At 69.9% G+C, this 18,383-nt stretch carries 17 protein-coding genes and 1 pseudogene; 9 read left to right on the forward strand and 9 right to left on the reverse strand.

Features of this window, described 5'->3' with window-relative positions; genetic code table 11:
- The first annotated feature begins 236 nt into the window (after nt 1–236).
- The 4 genes from acs (at nt 237) to NE234_RS16395 (ending at nt 4,388) form a co-directional block, all read left to right on the forward strand.
- Nucleotides 237–2,207 carry an acetate--CoA ligase gene (gene acs / locus NE234_RS16380; RefSeq protein ID WP_252781145.1) on the forward strand — a complete coding sequence of 657 codons (1,971 nt, stop codon included), beginning with the start codon at nt 237–239 and terminating at the stop codon, nt 2,205–2,207.
- Nucleotides 2,208–2,499: 292 nt separating this feature from the next.
- Entirely contained in the window at nt 2,500–2,934 is a 435-nt protein-coding gene (locus NE234_RS16385; RefSeq protein ID WP_252781146.1) for a phage holin family protein, read from the forward strand.
- 46 nt (nt 2,935–2,980) lie between these two features.
- Nucleotides 2,981–3,919 carry an alpha/beta fold hydrolase gene (locus tag NE234_RS16390; protein WP_252781147.1) on the forward strand — a complete coding sequence of 313 codons (939 nt, stop codon included), beginning with the start codon at nt 2,981–2,983 and terminating at the stop codon, nt 3,917–3,919.
- On the forward strand, nt 3,903–4,388 hold the full coding sequence (locus NE234_RS16395) for a DUF309 domain-containing protein (protein WP_252781148.1): 486 nt from the start codon (nt 3,903–3,905) through the stop codon (nt 4,386–4,388). The genes NE234_RS16390 and NE234_RS16395 overlap by 17 nt, the downstream gene beginning before the upstream one ends.
- Nucleotides 4,389–4,458: 70 nt before the next feature.
- Here NE234_RS16395 and NE234_RS16400 read toward each other — a convergent pair whose 3' ends face one another.
- From NE234_RS16400 to nth, 3 genes are all read right to left on the reverse strand, one after another.
- The gene (locus NE234_RS16400) at nt 4,459–5,655 is read right to left on the reverse strand and encodes a MarP family serine protease (protein WP_406567010.1); all 1,197 of its coding nucleotides are present in this window, start codon (nt 5,653–5,655) and stop codon (nt 4,459–4,461) included.
- A gap of 81 nt (nt 5,656–5,736) precedes the next feature.
- A complete protein-coding gene (locus NE234_RS16405) occupies nt 5,737–6,399 on the reverse strand; it encodes an NUDIX hydrolase (RefSeq protein ID WP_252781149.1) in 663 nt (220 codons plus the stop codon).
- Nucleotides 6,400–6,486: 87 nt separating this feature from the next.
- Nucleotides 6,487–7,227 (reverse strand): endonuclease III, encoded by a 741-nt coding sequence (nth, locus tag NE234_RS16410; protein WP_252781150.1) that lies wholly within the window; start codon nt 7,225–7,227, stop codon nt 6,487–6,489.
- A 246-nt stretch (nt 7,228–7,473) separates the two neighbouring features.
- Between nth and NE234_RS16415 the strand changes: the two genes are divergently transcribed.
- Together NE234_RS16415 and NE234_RS16420 are read left to right on the forward strand one after the other, a co-directional pair.
- Nucleotides 7,474–8,607, forward strand: a complete 1,134-nt coding sequence (locus NE234_RS16415; RefSeq protein WP_252781151.1) for a hypothetical protein — start codon at nt 7,474–7,476, stop codon at nt 8,605–8,607.
- A gap of 36 nt (nt 8,608–8,643) precedes the next feature.
- A complete protein-coding gene (locus tag NE234_RS16420) occupies nt 8,644–9,504 on the forward strand; it encodes a hypothetical protein (RefSeq protein WP_252781152.1) in 861 nt (286 codons plus the stop codon).
- Nucleotides 9,505–9,554: 50 nt separating this feature from the next.
- On the opposite strand, the pseudogene NE234_RS16425 reads toward NE234_RS16420, so the two are convergent.
- A pseudogene (locus NE234_RS16425) lies at nt 9,555–9,767 on the reverse strand (endonuclease III domain-containing protein); the annotation flags it as partial.
- A 54-nt stretch (nt 9,768–9,821) separates the two neighbouring features.
- Between NE234_RS16425 and NE234_RS16430 the strand changes: the two are divergent.
- From NE234_RS16430 to NE234_RS16440, 3 genes are all read left to right on the forward strand, one after another.
- Nucleotides 9,822–10,508 carry a Crp/Fnr family transcriptional regulator gene (locus NE234_RS16430; protein WP_252781153.1) on the forward strand — a complete coding sequence of 229 codons (687 nt, stop codon included), beginning with the start codon at nt 9,822–9,824 and terminating at the stop codon, nt 10,506–10,508.
- A gap of 87 nt (nt 10,509–10,595) precedes the next feature.
- Nucleotides 10,596–10,925 carry a trypco2 family protein gene (locus tag NE234_RS16435; RefSeq protein ID WP_252781154.1) on the forward strand — a complete coding sequence of 110 codons (330 nt, stop codon included), beginning with the start codon at nt 10,596–10,598 and terminating at the stop codon, nt 10,923–10,925.
- Nucleotides 10,912–14,880 (forward strand): S1 family peptidase, encoded by a 3,969-nt coding sequence (locus tag NE234_RS16440; RefSeq protein ID WP_252781155.1) that lies wholly within the window; start codon nt 10,912–10,914, stop codon nt 14,878–14,880. The genes NE234_RS16435 and NE234_RS16440 overlap by 14 nt, the downstream gene beginning before the upstream one ends.
- Here NE234_RS16440 and NE234_RS16445 read toward each other — a convergent pair.
- The 5 genes from NE234_RS16445 to NE234_RS16465 all read right to left on the reverse strand — a co-directional run bounded on the left by NE234_RS16445 (nt 14,877) and on the right by NE234_RS16465 (nt 18,297).
- Nucleotides 14,877–15,656, reverse strand: coding sequence for an MBL fold metallo-hydrolase (locus tag NE234_RS16445; protein WP_406567012.1), 780 nt, complete (start codon nt 15,654–15,656; stop codon nt 14,877–14,879). The two genes, NE234_RS16440 and NE234_RS16445, sit on opposite strands and share 4 nt — an antisense overlap.
- A 73-nt stretch (nt 15,657–15,729) precedes the next feature.
- Nucleotides 15,730–16,590 carry an NUDIX hydrolase gene (locus NE234_RS16450; RefSeq protein ID WP_252781156.1) on the reverse strand — a complete coding sequence of 287 codons (861 nt, stop codon included), beginning with the start codon at nt 16,588–16,590 and terminating at the stop codon, nt 15,730–15,732.
- 120 nt (nt 16,591–16,710) lie between these two features.
- Nucleotides 16,711–17,172 carry a RidA family protein gene (locus NE234_RS16455; protein WP_252781157.1) on the reverse strand — a complete coding sequence of 154 codons (462 nt, stop codon included), beginning with the start codon at nt 17,170–17,172 and terminating at the stop codon, nt 16,711–16,713.
- Nucleotides 17,169–17,324, reverse strand: a complete 156-nt coding sequence (locus NE234_RS16460) for a DUF4177 domain-containing protein (protein WP_252781158.1) — start codon at nt 17,322–17,324, stop codon at nt 17,169–17,171. The genes NE234_RS16455 and NE234_RS16460 overlap by 4 nt, the downstream gene beginning before the upstream one ends.
- Nucleotides 17,325–17,337: 13 nt before the next feature.
- The gene (locus NE234_RS16465) at nt 17,338–18,297 is read right to left on the reverse strand and encodes a slipin family protein (protein ID WP_252781159.1); all 960 of its coding nucleotides are present in this window, start codon (nt 18,295–18,297) and stop codon (nt 17,338–17,340) included.
- Between the last annotated feature and the right edge of the window lie 86 nt (nt 18,298–18,383).

Raw genomic sequence — 18,383 nt, forward strand, 5'->3', positions numbered from 1 at the left:
GCGCGGCGTCCGGTCACCGTCCCGGCGGCGGGCCGGTCCGGGGACGCCGCTTCCTCCTTGGATGTCGTGGCCGAACGGGGCACGGCGTGGGCGGATGCGGGCGCGGATCCCCGTCACGGGACGAGGACGGCGCCACCGCATGACCCTACGCGGCGTGCGCCCCTTGTAACGACACATGCGAAGCTGCTGAAGTTGGCTTGGACCGTCCTGACCTCCCGACCCCGAAGGAGCGCGCCGTGACGCAGGAAACCCCACACGAGACCCTCTCCAACCTCCTCCAGGAGAGTCGGCGGTTCGCTCCCCCGGAGGCCCTCGCCGCAGCGGCCAACGTCACTTCCGCGGCGTACGACGAGGCGGCGGCCGACCGGCTGGCGTTCTGGGAGAAACAGGCCCGGCGCCTGCACTGGAACGCCGAGTGGGACACCGTCCTCGACTGGTCGAACCCGCCGTTCGCCAAGTGGTTCGTCGGCGGCAGGCTGAACGCCGCGTACAACTGCGTCGACCGGCACGTCGAGGCCGGTAACGGCGACCGGGTGGCGTACCACTGGGAGGGCGAGCCCGGCGACACCCGCACGATCACGTACGCCGACCTGAAGCGCGAGGTCTCCAAGGCCGCGAACGCCCTCATCGAGCTCGGCGTCCAGAAGGGCGACCGCGTCGCGATCTACATGCCGATGATCCCCGAGACGGTGTTCGCGATGCTGGCCTGCGCCCGCATCGGCGCCCCGCACACGGTGGTCTTCGGCGGGTTCTCGGCGGACGCGCTGCGCGGGCGCATCGAGGACTGCGACGCGCACGTCGTCATCACCGCGGACGGCGGCTACCGCCGCGGCGCGCCGAGCGCGCTCAAGCCGAACGTCGACGACGCCATCGAGGGCATCGACCACGTGCGGAACGTCCTCGTCGTCCGCCGCACCGGCCAGGACGTCGCCTGGACCGAGGGCCGCGACGTCTGGTGGCACGACCTCGTCGACCGGCAGAGCGAGGAGCACGAGGCGGAGCCGCACGACGCGGAGCACCCGCTGTACGTCATGTACACCTCGGGCACGACGGCCAAGCCCAAGGGCATCCTGCACACCACCGGCGGCTACCTGACGCAGGTGTCCTGGACGCACCACGCGGTGTTCGACCTCAAGCCGGAGACCGACGTCTTCTGGACCGCGGCCGACATCGGCTGGGTGACCGGCCACTCGTACATCGTCTACGGGCCGCTGTCCAACGGCGCGACGAGCGTCATGTACGAGGGCACGCCCGACACCCCGCACAAGGGCCGCTGGTGGGAGACCGTCGCCAAGTACAAGGTCTCGATCCTGTACTGCGCGCCGACCGCGATCCGGACGTTCATGAAGTGGGGCGAGGACATCCCCGCCCAGCACGACCTGTCGTCGCTGCGGCTGCTGGGCTCGGTCGGTGAGCCGATCAACCCGGAGGCGTACGTCTGGTACCGCAAGAACATCGGCGCCGACCGTACGCCGGTGGTCGACACCTGGTGGCAGACCGAGACCGGCTCCATCATGATCAGCCCGCTGCCGGGTGTCACGCACGGCAAGCCCGGCGCGGCGATGCGGCCGTTGCCCGGCATCGAGGCCGACGTGGTCGACGACCAGGGCACGCCGGTGCCGAACGGCGGCGGCGGCTTCCTCGTCGTCAAGGAGCCGTGGCCGTCGATGCTGCGCACGATCTGGGGCGACGACGAGCGGTTCATCAAGACCTACTGGTCGCGCTTCGACGGGCTGTACTTCGCGGGCGACGGCGCGAAGAAGGACGACGACGGCGACTTCTGGCTGCTCGGCCGGGTCGACGACGTCATGCTGGTCTCCGGTCACAACATCTCGACCACGGAGGTCGAGTCGGCGCTCGTGTCGAACCCGAAGGTCGCCGAGGCCGCCGTGGTCGGCTCCACCGACCCGGTCACCGGGCAGGCCATCGTCGCGTTCGTCATCCTGCGCGGTGAGGTGGCCGACGACGGCGAGAAGCTCGTCGCCGAGCTGCGCGACCACGTCGCCAAGCACCTCGGCCCGATCGCCAAGCCCCGGCAGATCATGATCGTGCCGGAGCTGCCGAAGACCCGGTCGGGGAAGATCATGCGGCGGCTGCTCCGCGACGTGGCGGAGAACCGCTCGCTCGGTGACGTCACCACGCTGACGGACAGCACGGTGATGGACCTCATCAAGGACAAGATGCCCGCCTCGTCCGGCGACGAGTGACGACGGCGAACAGGTGAGCGCGGCCCCACGGGGCCGCGCTCGTTCCGTCACGGCCGATGACGGCCTTCCGTCACGGCCCGACCGAGTCTCCCGGCACGGCCGATGACGGCCTCGCGGCGATACCGGCCCGCCGCCGGAGATGACGGAACCCGTCACCGGTAACCTCGGACAGTCGCGTGCCGATAAGCCGTTCTTTCGCCGGGACTTCGCCGGTTCACTCCTCATCGGCGATTCGGCCTATTCGGATCCCGCGTGATCCGAGAGAGTGGCGACCGGTACTGAGAGGAGAAACATGACCGAGGTACGGCCGAACGGCCAGTATGACGACAAATCACTCGGCGAGCTGGTCGCCATCGCCACCGGCAGCGTCTCCCGTCTCGTGAAGTCGGAGCTCGAGCTGGCCAAGCTCGAGCTGAAGAGCGACGCCAAGAAGGCCGCCCTCGGTAGCACCCTGTTCGCCGTCGCCGGCGTGATCGGCGGCGTCGTCGTGATCCTGCTCTCGATCGCGCTCGCGTACGGCCTGGTCGCGCTCGGCATCTGGAACTGGGCCGCGTTCCTCATCGTCGCCGGGCTCTACGTCCTGCTGGCGGCCGTGCTGATCCTCATCGGCCTGTGGCGGATGAAGAAGATGAGCGGCGCCGCGCGGTCGCGGCAGTCCGTTAAGGAGGACTTCGCCATGCTCCGCCGGGGCGGCGACTCCGAGGAGAAGCCCGCCCTGACGGAGTGACCCGCACCGGCCGGCGCTCGCCGAGGGCCGATGGAGGAGACCGTACGTGACCGACGAGTCCGTCGTTCAGATCGACGGCCCCTGGCGGCATCGGTCGGTGAGCGCGGGCGGTACGCGCTTCCACGTCGTCGAGGCCGGCGAGGGGCCGCTCGTGCTGCTGCTGCACGGGTTCCCGCAGTTCTGGTGGTCCTGGCACCGCCAGCTGACGTCACTGGCCGAGGCCGGGTTCCGGGCGGTGGCCGTCGACCTGCGCGGGTACGGCGGCAGTGACAAGCCGCCGCGCGGGTACGACCTGATCACGCTGGCCCGGGACGCCGCCGGGCTGATCCGCGCGCTCGGCGAGGCGAACGCGGCCGTGGTCGGCCATGACTGGGGCGGCCTGCTCGCCTGGACGATGGGCGTCTACCAGCCCCGCGTCGTCCAGCGGCTCGTCGCCGTCTCGGCGCCCCACCCGCTGCGCATCCGTACCGCGATGGCGACGGACCTGCGCGGTCAGGCCTGGGCGGCCCGGCACACGTTCGGGTTCCAGCTGCCGATGGGGCCGGAGCGCCTCCTCGTACGGGACGACGCCGCCCAGGTGGGCCGGGTGCTGCACGAATGGGCGGCGCCGGGCTGGCCCGACTCCGGCAGCGAGCGGCTGTACCGCTCGGCCTTCCAGATCCCCGGCGTCGCGCACTGCGCCCTCGAGTACCACCGCTGGGCGGTGCGGTCGGTCCTCCGCCCGGACGGCCTGCGGTACGCCCGCCGGATGCGGACGCCCATCCGCGTCCCCACCCTCCAGCTGCACGGCTCATTGGACCGCTACGTCCTGCCCCGCAGCGCCCAGGGGTCGGGCCGGTACGTCGACGCGCCGTACCGGTGGCGGCTGATCGAGGGGGTCGGGCATTTCCCGCAGGAGGAGGGCCCGGGCGCCTTCGACGCCGAACTCCTCTCGTGGCTCGCCGAGCCCCGGAGCGGACAATGGGACCATGCGCGATCGAGATGAGGCGGGACGGGCACGCAACGCGCGGCCTCGGGATGCGTACGGCCGGCCGCTGCCGCACGGCGCGGCCGGGGAGGAGCGCGTCCCGGACGACTACGCGGCCGCGCCCGCCGAGGCGCTGGCCGAGGCGCAGCGGCTGCTCGACGCGGACCGGCCCTTTCACGCCCACGAGGTGCTGGAGGCGGCCTGGAAGGCCGCTCCGGAGGCCGAGCGCGCCCTGTGGCAGGGACTGGCGCAGCTCGCGGTCGGATTCACGCACGTACGGCGCGGGAACCCGCGAGGGGCCTGCACGCTGCTGCGCCGCGCCGCCGACCGCATCGCCTCGTACGCGGACGCCCCCGCGCCGCACGGCATCGCGGTGGCCGACCTGGCGGCCGCGGCCCGGGAGCTCGCCGACCGTATCGAGCGCGACGGCCTGGACGCGGTCGCGGACGCGGACCTGACCCCCCGACTCTCCGCCCGGCGAACCTGACGCCCCGCCCGACTCCCCATCCGCCCGGCGAACCTGACGCCCCGCCCGACTTCCCGTCCGCCCGACGGGCCTACTCCGAGCAGGACTGCGTGGAGACGCTGCCGCTCGCGTTGATGCCCGCCTCGGCGTCCGGCGCGACCTCGTGGGCGGTGAGGGCGTAGCCGGTCTCCTTGTTGTCCACGGCGGCGGCGAAGACGACGCCGTACACCTTGCCGGACGAGGACAGGAGCGGGCCGCCGGAGTTGCCCTGCTCGACCAGCGCGCGGATCGCGTAGATCTCGCGGGTGACCTGGCCCGAGTGGTAGATGTCGGCGCCCTTGGCCTTCTGCTTGGCGCGGATCCGGGCCGCCCGGGCGGTGAACGGGTGGTTCTTCGGGAAGCCGGCCACGACGGCGTCGTCACGGCTCTGGGCGCCCTCGTCGAACTTCAGGGACGGCAGGTTCAGGCCGGGGACGTCGAGGACGGCGATGTCGCGCTTGTCGTCGTACAGGACGACTCTGGCGTGGTAGTTGCCCTCACCCATCGTGTAGACGGTCGGGCCGGAGTCGACGCCCGCGACGACGTGCGCGTTGGTCATGACGCGGCCGGGCGCGTACACGAATCCGGTGCCCTCGATCCGGCGCTGGCAGCTGTGCGCCGTCCCCATGATCTTCACGATGCTCTTGCGGGCGGAGACCAGGGCGGGGGTGTTGAGGATCCTGGTGTCCGGGGGCGGCACCTCGGCGATGGGCTCGCCGCCGAGCCCGCCGAACACCTGCGGGAACTCCGTCTTCGACACGAAGCCGCGGAAGGAGGAGAACCAGGTGTTCGCCTGCTGCGGCATGAAGGCGTCGACGCCGTGCAGGACCTGGGAGTTCTTGACCTGGATGCGCAGCCAGACGATCGGCGAGGTCACCAGGGCGCTGCCGATGAACCATGCGACGACGAGCAGCGCGACGCTGCTGACGCACGCACCGCCGACGGCGTCGACGCTGCGGGCCGACTCCCAGGTCACGCGGCTGCGCAGTGCGGAGCCGACGGAGGAGGCGATGAGCTGCCCGAGCGTCGCGGCCAGGAAGGCGATGACGACGGCGAGCAGCGCCTGTTGCGCCGCTCCGCTGACGACCGCCTTCACCAGCGGTGGGGCGATCAGCATGCCGAGGACGACACCGCCGACGAAGCCGACGAAGCTGAGTACGCCCACGATGAAGCCCTGCCGGTACCCCGAGATGGCGAACAGCACGACGAGCACCAGCAGGATGAGGTCAAGTACGTGATCGCCCAGCACCGGTCAACCGTATAGCGCAAACGTGTCCGAGGACGTCCCCTCCCCGGACCAGATCCGGTACGGAAGGGTACGAACCAAGGACTACTCGCCCCGCGCGAGGTAGACGGCCTCGTCGGGAAGGTCCTCGATCCGGGTGGTGTCCCAGGGGCGGTCCCAGCCGCCCGCCTCGAGCACCGCGTGCAGGAGCCCGCCGGTGAAGCCCCACACGAGCATCCCGCGGACGCGGAAGGCGGGCCCGAGGTGCCCGGAGGGCGCGCGGACGCGGAGCCGGTTGGCCGGGTCCGTGAGTTCGGACAGCGGGACGCGCGCCACCGAGGCCACCTCGCCGGGGTCGGTCGCGTCCACCGCCGACGGCTCCCGCCACCAGCCGACGACCGGGGTGACGCGGTACCCGCTGTGCGCGATGTACATCTCCGGCATGGTGGCCAGGACGCTCACGCCGGACGGGTCGACGCCGGTCTCCTCGGCCGCCTCGCGCAGGGCCGCGCCCACGGGACCGCCGTCGCCGGGGTCGATGCCGCCGCCGGGGAACGCCGGCTGCCCGGCGTGCTTGCGGAGCGTGTCCGCGCGCTGGAGCAGCAGGAGGTCGGGACCGTCGGGCCCCTCGCCGAACAGGATGAGCACCGCGGCGGCGCGGGCGCCGTTCGCGGGGGGACGAAGGGGCGCGGGGACCGGCATCCGGGGAGCCTTGGCCGCGAACCCGCGCAGCCACTCCGGGCAGTCCGTGGCAGAGTCGACCGTCATCATTGAAGGTTCAACCGAGTCGGGCCCTTGATCCTTCCCTGTCACGAGAGCCGATTCTCCCCTGTCACGAGAGCCGGTTCCTCCCGGTCACGAGAACGGACCGGGCTTCACCAGCTTGCGCGCGGTCTCCTCGTCCGTCGGACCCTCGCCGTATGACGGGCAGAGCCGGGCGAGCGGGCAGGCGCCGCAGGCCGGGCGCCGCGCGTGGCAGATGCGCCGGCCGTGCCAGATCAGCCGGTGGGACAGGATCGTCCAGTCCTTGCGCGGGATCAGCTCGCCGACCTCGTACTCGATCTTCACCGGGTCGGTCTCGGTGGTCCAGCCGAACCGCCTGCTCAGCCGCTGGAAGTGGGTGTCGACCGTGATGCCCGGCACGTCGAAGGCGTTGCCGAGCACGACGTTGGCGGTCTTGCGCCCCACGCCGGGCAGCGTCACGAGCTCCTCGAGGGTGCGCGGCACCTCGCCGCCGAACCGCTCGCACAGCTCTTGGCCGAGCTTGAGCAGACTGTTGGTCTTGGCCCGGAAGAAGCCCGTCGACTGGATGATCTTCTCGACCTCCTCGCGCTCCGCTGCGGCGAGGTCGGCGGCGGTCGGGAAGCGGGCGAAGAGGTCCGGGGTGACCATGTTGACTCGCTTGTCCGTCGTCTGCGCGGACAAGATCGTCGCAACCAGGAGCTGGAACGGATCGACGAAATCAAGCTCACAGTGCGCATCCGGGTAAACTTCCGCCAGCTCTCGATTGATCCGGCGAGCCCGGCGTACGAGGGCGAGACGCGACTCCGGGCGTCCCCCGTCGACGGATCTCGACACGGTCGATTTCGTCGCCATGGCGCAAGCGTAGGGCCATAGCACCGAGCTTGGGCCACCGTCAGCGGCCTGGCTCGCCCGCTGCGGCACTGCCGTCCCATCACTTGCCGCCAACCACCGCTTTCTCCAGACCGGACACCGGCCGAAAGAAGCAAACTTGCTTGGACACCCCACTTGCACTGGTGAGGAAAGTTGGCTTTTCGAGCAAGTTTTCCTAAGGGCCGCCGTTCACCATGAGACGATGGACATGTGAACGGGGACATGCGGATGGGGGATCTGCTGGCGCGAGGGGTCGAAGCGCTGGGTGACCTTCTTGGGCCGACATGGGATGTGAGGGTGGTCTCCACCCCGCAGGAGGCGGCCGGAGCCGGAGGGCGACGACTCGACGCCCTCCTGGAGGTCCACCCCGAGGGCGGCAGTGTGTTCGCCCAGCTCCTGATCGATCTGAAGAGTCAGGTCACTCCGAAGGTCATAGAGCAACAGCTGCTACCCAAACTGGACCTGGTGCGCCAGGTAACTCCCCACACCCACCTGGTCGTGATGGCTCCGTGGCTCTCCCCACGCAGTCAAGAGATCCTCCGCGACCGCGGGATCGGTTATCTGGACCTCACCGGGAATGTCTTCTTGCGTATCCCCCGGCCAGCGATCGTGATCTCTACGGAGGGAGACAGACGAGCTCCTCGATCGGAACAGCCTCGCTCCGGTAAGCCGACCTTGGCCGGGCCGAAGGCGGGCCGACTCGTCAGACTGCTTGCGGACATCGCACCTCCCTACCGCGCGGGTGAGGTGGCGGCCGCCGCACGTCTCAGTCTGCCTTACGTATCTCGGCTTCTCGACGCCCTCGAAGAGCAACTCCTGATTCGGCGCGAGGGCCGGGTCATCGTCGATGTCGATTGGGTCGGCCTACTACGACTGCGCGCCGGGCATTTGAGCCTTTTGCGGCATAACTCGTACGTTGGGATGCTGAGTCCCAACGGGACCAGACATCTGATGATGCGTCTGCGCGACCGGGAAAGGGCCGGGAGGGAACCCCGGGTCACCCTCACCGGTTCTTACGCCGCGCACGCCATCGCCCCGCTGGCCGTCGGAGGCCAGGTGATGCTCTATGTATCGGCCGACCTCGACTCGACGGACACCGTCGCCGATGACCTCGGCCTCCTGCGCGTGGACGAAGGCGCAGACGTCCTGCTTCTCCGCGCCTATGACGAGGTCGTGTTCGAGCGCAATCGAGACGTCGACGGCATCCGGCAAGTAGCCCTCAGCCAACTCGTCCTGGACTGCTTGTCAGGGCCCGGCCGGATGCCTGCGGAAGGCGAAGCGGTCCTCAACTACATGGCGGAGGACGAACGCATCTGGCGAGCATCCGGAATTGAGCACACCCAACGGGTACAAGAGGGGTAACCTAGCCTTCCTTGACCAGTCGGATGCGAGAAAACAGTGTCCAATGTCCCCGATGACGTGAATCTACAGGAACTCACGGTCGTCGCCCGTCGAGTTCTCTTGGATGGTCTCAATGCCCTGAAGGGCCACCTTGAGGCGATCACCGTTGTCGGAGCTCAAGCCGTCTACCTCCGCACGCCGTCCGCTTCGATGCGGAGTGCGCCGTTCACTGCTGATGGCGACCTGAGTGTCGACCCTCTTCTCCTACCGGATGAGCCATTGATCGAGCAGGCTCTACGCGATGCCGGCTTCGAACTCCTTCATCGAGACCAACCAGGCCTCTGGGCTCGGACGGAGAAGGTGGGAGACAAGATCGTTCCGGTTGAACTCGATCTCCTGGTGCCCGCCAACCTGACGAAGCGCGGCAAACGCAGTGCGCGGATCCCCCCGCACGGCCCACTCTGCGCGCGGTGGGTCCCCGGGCTTGAGGTGGCGGCCGTCGATCGGTCCCCGATGACCATCAGCAGCCTCGATCCCGATGACCCGCGTACGGTCACGGTCAACGTCGCCGGACCGGCCGCTCTACTGGTCGCCAAGGCCTTCAAGATCGACGATCGCCGAGAACAGGCCGCGAAATCACCCGATCGATTGACGAACAAGGACGCCGGTGACGTCCTTCGTCTCATGATGACGGTCGACGCCCGGGATGTAGCCGCATCCTTCGCAGTCCTACGCGAGGATCCTCGCGTAGGAGCGACCGCAACCGAGGGCGCCGAGCGTCTGTACAGGCTCTTCGGCGGAGCATCCGCTCCAGGCGTCGAACTCGCCGTCGCCGCGCTTCGGGGCGACGTCCTCGAGGCACGGGTCCGGGCGCTCGCGCCGGCTTTCGTCAAGCGGTTGCGGGTGGACGTGCTTTAGGCCGCGTTGAGCGAGTGGCCGGGGAACCGCCTCACTGGCAGGCGATCACACGGTCCTGGCCCGTTGACTCGCTTGTCCGTCGTCTGCGCGGACAAGATCGTCGCAACCAGGAGCTGGAACGGATCGACGAAATCAAGCTCACAGTGCGCATCCGGGTAAACTTCCGCCAGCTCTCGATTGATCCGGCGAGCCCGGCGTACGAGGGCGAGACGCGACTCCGGTTTGCTTGGCACGAACGCAAGGGTAACTGGGGGGCCGCCCAAAACTCATCCTGCGATGTGCGTCACACTGTGGTGGTACGTCAGCAAGGAGGAAACGTGAACGACCGCGACGTGGAGGTTCTCGGACGGGCTCCACTGTTCGAAGCACTCGACGAGGAAGGGGCGAAGGCGCTTCGCGCCATCGTGTCAGAGGTTCACCTCTCACGCGGTCAGACGCTGTTCTCCGAGGACCAGGAGGGCGACCGGCTCTACGTCGTCCTCGACGGCAAGATCAAGCTCACCCGGACGGCGCCCGACGGCCGGGAGAACCTCTTGAGCGTGCTCGGCCCCAGCGAGATGTTCGGCGAGTTGTCCCTGTTCGACCCCAGGCCGCGTACGGCCAGCGCCATCGCCGTGACCGAGTCGCGGCTGGCCGGGGTGGGGCACAACGATCTGTGGCCGTTCCTCAAGGGCCACCCGGAGATCAGCATTCACCTGCTGCGCGCGCTCGCCCAGCGCCTGCGCCGGACCAACGAGAACATGGCCGACCTCGTCTTCACGGACGTGCCCGGCCGGGTCGCCAAGGCCCTTCTCGACCTCGCCGAGCGGTTCGGCCAGCCGAGCGAGAGCGGCCTGCACGTTCACCACGACCTGACGCAGGAGGAGCTCGCCCAACTCGTCGGCGCGTCGCGGGAGACGGTGAACAAGGCCCTCGCCGACTTCGCCCAGCGTGGCTGGCTGCGCATCGAGGCCCGCGCCGTGCAGGTGCTCGACATCGAGCGCCTCCGCAAGCGCTCCCGTTGAAATCGCCGGCGAGCTCTCTCCGGGTAAAAGAGAGTTCACCGCCTTATCATTGGAACGCCATATCCGCGGCGCATCCTTTGGGGGGCCATGTCCGAGGCGCGATCCATTGACGAAGAGTCCGGGCTGCCGCTCGCGGAGGCCGTACGGCAGCTCCGGACGGAGCTCCTCGCGGCTACGGAGGAGGGCCAGGCACACGGCCTGAAATTCACGGTCGAGTCCATCGACCTGGAGCTGAACCTCGTGCTCGACACCCGCACCAAGTACGACGGCAGGCTCGGCCTGTGGAAGGTGTCGGCAGGAGGCGGCCGGGACAGGGGGCGCCAGGAGACCCATCGCATGATCCTCAAGCTGAAGCCTCAGCGAACCGACGGCGGGGAGATCGCCGAGGTCAGCATCAAGGGTCATGGAGAGTACTGATCTCCCAGGCCTCCGCCTCCTCTGTCTGATCGAGGACCCCGCCGATCCCGGCGAGTGGGGCTCCGGTTTCGCCGTCGGACCAGACCTCGTCCTCACGTGCCGTCACGTGATCGAGCCGGAGCGGCCGGAATGGCACGTCACTCCGCATGAGGGCGCGCGGCTCACGGGCAGGGTCCTCTGGAAGGCGGAAGATCCCCACCTCGACGCGGCCCTCATCGAGCTCGACCACCCCGGTCCCTGGGCCGAGGACTTGTTTCCGCCGACGTTCGGAGAGCTGACCGACCAGGCGGGCCAGGTCGGCTGCGTGACCTACGGATATCCAATCCTGCGTAAGGTCGCCGGAGTCTCCGAGCATGAGAGTCGCCCCTGGACGATCATGGGGACGACCGGCGCCGAGAAGGGCCGATACCTGATCAGCACCCCGATGGCCCTGCCCCGCGACAGGGAGCCGGACCCGGACACCGGGGAGTACCGCTCGCCCTGGGCCGGTCTGTCCGGGGCCGCTCTCCTCAGCGAGGACCAGAGCGTCATTCTCGGCCTGATCGTCTCCGACCCTGTGCGGTACGTGGCGAGCACCGAGGCGATCCGCGCCTCCGCGCTCTTAAGGGACTCCGCCTTCCGGCGGTTCCTCCGAGCGGGCGAGCCGGTGCCATGGCCGCCCAGCGAAGAGGAAGAGGAGACATTCGCCGACGGAATCGTCCGCCACTCCGACGAGCTTCGCGGGCTTGCCGGCATGCGGGCGAACCTGACCGAGGACCGGTTGCCGTTCGTCGCCCCCGCCGAGAACTCCGACGCCCATCCGCGGCGGCTGCTGTCCCTGATCTCCGATCCCAACGACGACCGGGGGGTCGTGCTCGTCGGTGCGGCCGGCGTCGGTAAGACGAGGACCTGCCTGGAGGTCGGCACCGAGGCCGAGAAGCAGGGCTGGACCGTCCTCCATCTACGGACCGGCGAGCCGGCCGTGACCACCGAGCAGCTCGCCGCCGTGATCGCGGCCACCACGGACGACGTTCTGATCATCGTCGACTATCTCCACGAGAGCATCCTCAGTTCCTCCAGCCTGCATGCCCGAGTCCTTCCCGATGCCCGCCGCGCAGGCAGGCGCGTCGGCCTCCTCGCCTCGGCCCGCACCGCCTGGTTCGAGCGGAGAAGCCGGGAAGATCCGTACCTGTCCCAGCTCTTCCGCCGAGTCGATCTCAGACCGGATGACGTCCAGAGCCGCCTTATCCGCGACACCGTGATCAACAAGCTGGCCAAGAAGGCCTGCGGCATCCTCGGCGAGGACAAGGTCGCCGCTCTGTGCGGCACCCGCCCCGTCATCGCGATGCTGATCGCCGCCGAACTCGAGGCGAGCGCCGAACGGAGGACGCTGACCGCGGACGGTCCGATCCCCCGCTCCGGCATGCTCACCGGGTGGCTGCGCCGCCGGCTGCGCGAGGACGGACTGGCGGTGCCGCCGGACGAGGATGACCCGTTGGGCCTGCAGCCACCACCGGGATACCTCCAGGCGATCACCGCGATGGTCGCCGCCACCCCGCAGGACGAACAGTCCCTCCTCGACTGCGCCGCGGGCGTCCTCGACAACGAGGAGGGAGCCCGTCATCTGCTCGGCCTCGTACGCGGCATGGGGTGGCTGGTCGACACCCCGCAGGGACTGGCGACCGTCCATGACATCGTCACCGACCACCTGCTCGAGCAGTGCCTGCTCCGCCCCGACAGCGGCGTGGTGCGCAGCGAGGTCCTCGACCGGCTGCTCGGCGGCAGCCTGCGCCGGGGGCGAAGCGTCGCCCGTCACGCCACCAACCTGACCCGCCTGATCCGGGAGCTGGACGTCCCCGGACGGCCCAATGAGCTGGAGCAGCGGTACGCAGGGTGGGTCAAAAGCCGCGCCGAACGAATCGGCACGCTGCTGGCCGAGCCGACCGCCGAGGGCGCCACCGCCCTCATCGCCCTCATCACCAGTGCGGTCCTGAGAAGCGTGGTCTCCTCCCGCTGGGACGAACTGGCCGGTCCCTGGTTCGAACGCCACGACAGAACGCTTCCCGCTCTGCGGGTACTGGAGCAAGGGCTGAAGTCGCTCGACCCCGGCCGCAGAGCCTGGCTCGCCCGCTACACCATCCGCACGCTCGCCGACCGTCCGCCTCGCCTGGAGGAGGACCACCTCCTCTGCGTCCTGCTCGACGCGGACGATCTCACCGGCGTACCCCTCGGCTCCGTAACGAGCCTCGCGTTCCGCTGGCTCAAACTGTACGGCTCGCGGGACAACGCGAGCTTCCTGCTCATGTCCCTGCTCCGGCGACCCGGCCTGGATCCGGACACGCTGAGGGCGGTCGGGTCCAGGGCCCTCTCGTGGCTCCGCACGCGTGATCCCGCCGTCGCGAGCTATGTGATCAGGGCGCTGCTGGAGCGGGATGACATGTCCGAGGAGTTCGTGTCCCCGACGGTGGAGCTGGCCTATGCGCACGTGGTGGAATCTCCCGAAGCGCTCGAGACCAGCTTCCTGCTGGCACCGATCATCGCTCACCCAGCCGTCCCCGCCGACCGTGAGGACCGGTTGCGTGAGCTGGGGTTCGCCTGGCTCGAGCTTCATGGCGACAAGGCCGAGGCTCGTTTCATCATCAACCGGCTGCTGCGCGACCCCGAGGCCCCTGCCGATACGGTCGTGCGGAAGGCCTTCGACTGGCTCGAGGAGCACGGCGACGGCTACTATGCCCGGCCCCTCATCGTCAGTCTCATCCGGCGTGGAGGCGAAGTCCGGCGGGCAGCCCTGACCCAGGCCTTCCAGTGGTTGACAAGGCACTGGGAGAGGGCCGAGGCGAGCTACGTGCTCGAACGCCTCCTCGGGAGCCAGTCCCGCCATGGCCTCGACGCCGTGCCGTACGCGCTTCGCTGGTTGCAGAAGCACGGCACTCAGAACGTCGCGTCCTACGTGCTTGAGGAGCTACTCGCCCGCTCCGACCTGCCGGAGCAGGACGCCTCGGACGCCATCGCCTACGCGGACCGGTGGCTGGAGCCGCCACGACGCGGCGCCTGGGAGGCCAGGTTCGTGCTGGAGAAACTGCTCAGGCGTCCCGAACTGCGAGGGAAGGTCCTCGCCCGTCACGCGGCGACGGCGTTCCACTGGCTCGATGAACACAGCTCCGACGCTTCGGCGTCGTTCGTCCTCAGAGTCCTCCTCCAACGCCAGGACCTCGACCGGAGGGCGGCACGCCAGGCCACCGCGGCTGCGGTCACCTGGTGGAAGCTGCACCCGACCGTCCGGCACGCGCCCTATGTGTTCCTTCCCCTGCTCGAGCACCCTCTGCTCGATCCCGACCAGCGGACGGCGGTCGCCGAACGGATTCCCGCATGGATCGACGCCAACGAGGGTGCTCCGTTGAGCGCGATCTTCCAGCTTCTGAAGCCTGAATACGCCATCCCGGCAGAGATCCGAACCGCGCTCGCCGATCGTGCCCTTGTGCGCTTCACCAGCGCCAAAGGACTCCGCCGTCCTCTCCATCACGGCTCCCTGGACCTCGCACTCGAGGTCGCCTTCCCCTGGCTTACGACGCACGGCAGTCGAGAGGACGCTCTGGGGTTCCTCCTTGCCCTGATCACCAGGGGTGACGTCGTCGGCGAACCCCTGGAGCGGGTCGTCACCCACGTCCTCGGCTGGCTCGATGGCCGTCCTCCGAAGAGCAGCTACAGCCTGCTGCTGTGCAAGTTCCTTCCTCGCCACGCCGAACTGACGGACGACCATTTCGACAAGGCAGTCGAGCACGCGCTGATCTGCCTCGCCGCCCAGCCGGATCACGGTCCCTCCGGAAGGATCATCGTCGCGCTACTCGACGATCCCCGCCTGATCGGGCCTCGCCTGGCCCTCGTCAAGGACCATGCCCGGACCTGGCTGGGCGTGCACGGCGACGGACCTCACGCCGAAGCCGTCCGCGAGGCTCTCGCTCGCCGCGGCGGCTAGACCGCCCCGCGCTCGGCGAGGTAGTCGAGCTGGGCCTGCACGGCCCACTCGGCGGCCGGCCACAGCGACCGGTCGACGTCGGCGTACACGCGTTCGACGACGTCCCGGGCGGTGCGCGCGCCGGCCGCGAGGGCGTCCTCGACCTGCTGGAGGCGTTCGCGCCGGTGGGCGATGTAGTGGTCGAGCGCGCCGACGGGGTCGTCGAGCCGCGGGCCGTGGCCGGGCAGGATCACGTCGGCCCCCTCGGCCATCGCCCGCAGCCGGTCCAGCGAGGCGAGGTAGTCCCCGAGGCGGTCCACCACGGTGCTGCCGTAGCCGAGCACGGTGTCGCCGGTGAGCACGGCACGGTCGCCGGGCAGCCAGAAGCACAGCGAGTCGTGTGTGTGGCCGGGCGTCTCCATGACGCGCAGCTCCAGGCCGTCCAGCTCGACGACGTCGCCCTCGCCCAGGCCCTCCTCGCCCAGCCGCAGCGCCGGGTCCAGCGCCCGGACGGGAACGGGCCGGGAGCCGTCGGCGGCCAGCTCGGCGAACCGCCGTGCGCCCTCCGCGTGGTCCGGATGGCCGTGCGTGAGCAGCACGAGGGCCACGCGCCCCGCCTCGGCGGCGACCCGGCGCAGGTGCTCCTCGTGTTCCGGGCCCGGGTCGACGACGATCGAGCGTTCGGCGCCCGGCTCGCGCAGCACCCAGGTGTTCGTGCCGTCCAGGGTCATCGGGGAGGGGTTCGGCGCCAGCACGCACCGGGCCCGCTCGGTGCGCATGCCGTCGATGCCGCTCACGGCCGGGCTCCGGCGACGCGGCCGTCGATGGCACTCACCGGCCGGGCTCCGGGAACGCGGCCGTGGACGGCGTTCACGGGCGGGCTCCGGGAACGTGGCCGTCGAGCTCCGGCGGCAGGATGAGGTAGACGCCGTCGCCGGTCAGGCGCGTCTCGGGCAGCCGGGGCCGTACGACGCGTTCGGCGGCGAGGACCGCGGCGACCGAGTCGTACGCCGCCAGCTCGGTGAGCGTGACCATGGTCGGCGGCAGCAGCGCCATCTCGCCGCGCCGGGCGGCCTCGACCGCCTCCCGGGGGCGTACCCAGGTCACGCGGTCGGACTCGGTGCTCACGTCCTGGGTGCGCTGTCCGGCGGGCAGCGCCGCGACGAAGAACCGCGTGTCGTACCGGCGTTCCTCGATGACGGGCGTGATCCAGTGCGCCCAGGGGCGCAGCAGGTCACCGCGCAGGACGAGGCCGCGCTTGTCGAGCAGCGCGGCCAGCGACTGCGACCGGTCCAGCAGCGCCTGCCGGTCGGCCTCCCAGTCGTCGCCGCCGAGGTCCGCCACGATCGTGTCCGGTGTCGGACCGGCGAGCAGCACGCCCGACTCCTCGAACGTCTCGCGGACCGCCGCGCACACCAGCTCGCGGGCGAGGGTCTCCCCGGCGCCGAACGCCGCGCCCCACTCCGCGGGTGACGGCCCGGCCCAGCCCACCGTACGGTCGCCGTCGCGCGCGTCGACCGAGCCGCCGGGGAAGACGTACGCTCCCGGCGCGAACGGCATGGACGACACCCGGCGCAGCATGTACACCTCGACGCCTCCGTCCGTGGCGTCGCGGAGCAGGACGACCGTCGAGGCGTCACGCGGCGCGGCCGGCTCCGCACGGCCCTCCTCGAGGGCGCGGGCGCGTTCGGTGAAGTGGTCGGGCAGCCGAAGACCGGGAACGTCCGTCAACGGGGCCTCCTCGTTCGGGGTGGGCCGGGACGCCGTCCGGCGGTGACGGGACGGCGTCCCACGAGGGCTTTTCGGCCGAACGTTATTCGATCGGCCGAACGTTATTCGATCGGCCGATCGTTATTCGACCTCGGCGGTGAGTTCGACCTCGACGGGCGCGTTGCGCGGCAGCACCGCGACGCCGACCGCGCTGCGGGCGTGCCGGCCCGCGTCGCCGAACACCTCGCCGAGCAGGTCGCTCGCCCCGTTGATCACCTGCGGCTGGCCGTAGAAGTCCGGGGCGCTGGCCACGAAGCCGACGACCTTGACGATGCGCCGCACCCGCGACAGCTCGCCGACCTCCGCCTTGAGCGCGGCGATCGCGTTCAGCGCGGCCGTACGGGCCAGCGCGGCGGCCTCCTCCTCGGTGACCTCCGCGCCGACCTTGCCGGTGGCGAGGAGCTTGCCGTCGGCGATCGGCAGCTGGCCCGACGTGTGGACCAGGTTTCCGGTCCGCGCGGTCGGGACGTACGACGCCAGCGGCGCCACGACGTCCGGGATCTCCAGACCGAGCTCGCGGGCCCTCTCCTCGGGCGTGCTCACTGCTTCTCTCGCTTGAGGTAGGCCACGAGGTTCTCGGGGTTCGGGCCGGGGATGACGGTGACGAGCTCCCACCCGTCCTCGCCCCAGTTATCGAGGATCTGCTTCGTCGCGTGCACGAGCAGTGGAACGGTCGCGTACTCCCACTTCTTCATGGACCGAACCCTATTACCGCGGCGCCGGCGGCTCCTCGTGTCGCGCGGCGATGCCGGGCTGCTCCTTCGCGTGCAGTCCGGGCACGGGCGGCACCTCGTCGGCGGAGTCGATCGACGCCGGCTCGCCGGCCTCGGCCAGCTCCTCCTCGGCCTTGGCGAGGCGCTCGGCCAGGTCGGGCCGGTGGGAGCCCTCGGGCGGCGTACGGTCCCCGCCCGCCGCGCGGTCGAAGAAGCGCAGCAGCTCCACGGGGAACGGCATGACGAGCGTGCTGTTCTTCTCGGCGGCGACCTCCACGACCGTCTGCAGCAGCCGCAGCTGGAGGGACGCGGGGTCCTGCGCCATGACCTCGGCCGCGGCGGCCAGCCGCTTGGACGCCTGGAACTCACCGTCGGCGGTGATGATGCGCGCGCGGCGCTCCCGCTCCGCCTCGGCCTGCCGCGCCATCGACCGCTTCATGCCCTCGGGCAGCGAGACGTCCTTGATCTCGACGCGCTCGATCTTGACGCCCCACGGCGCCTCGGTCATGCCGTCCATGATCTGGCGGAGCTCGGCGTTGATCGACTCGCGGTCGGACAGCAGCTGCTGCATGTCGGCCCGGCCGATGACCGACCGCAGTGACGTCTGCGCCACCTGCGAGATGGCCCAGTTGTAGTTCTGCACGTTGACGATCGCCTTCACCGGGTCGATCACCCGGAAGTAGACGACCGCGTCGACGCGGACGCTGACGTTGTCCTGGGTGATGCCCTCCTGCGCGGGGACGCCCATCGCCACCGTCTGCATGTTGACCTTCGTCATCCGGTCGATCATGGGAAAGATCAGCGTCAGGCCCGGCGGCCGGAAGTGCGGCTGGACCTGGCCGAGGCGGAAGACCACGCCGCGTTCGACCTGCTGAACGACCTTGATCGACGACAGGATGATCAGCAGGATCACGAAGCCGATGACGCCTAGGAGCACGAATGCCGCTTCAGCCACGGCGCTCACCTTTCTGACGGCCGATTCCCTCATGTCCGACACTAGTCTTCGAATCCTCTGAGGTGGCAGACGTCACTTTGCGGGGG

Source organism: Actinoallomurus rhizosphaericola, assembly GCF_024055675.1.
Lineage (GTDB): Bacteria > Actinomycetota > Actinomycetes > Streptosporangiales > Streptosporangiaceae > Actinoallomurus > Actinoallomurus soli.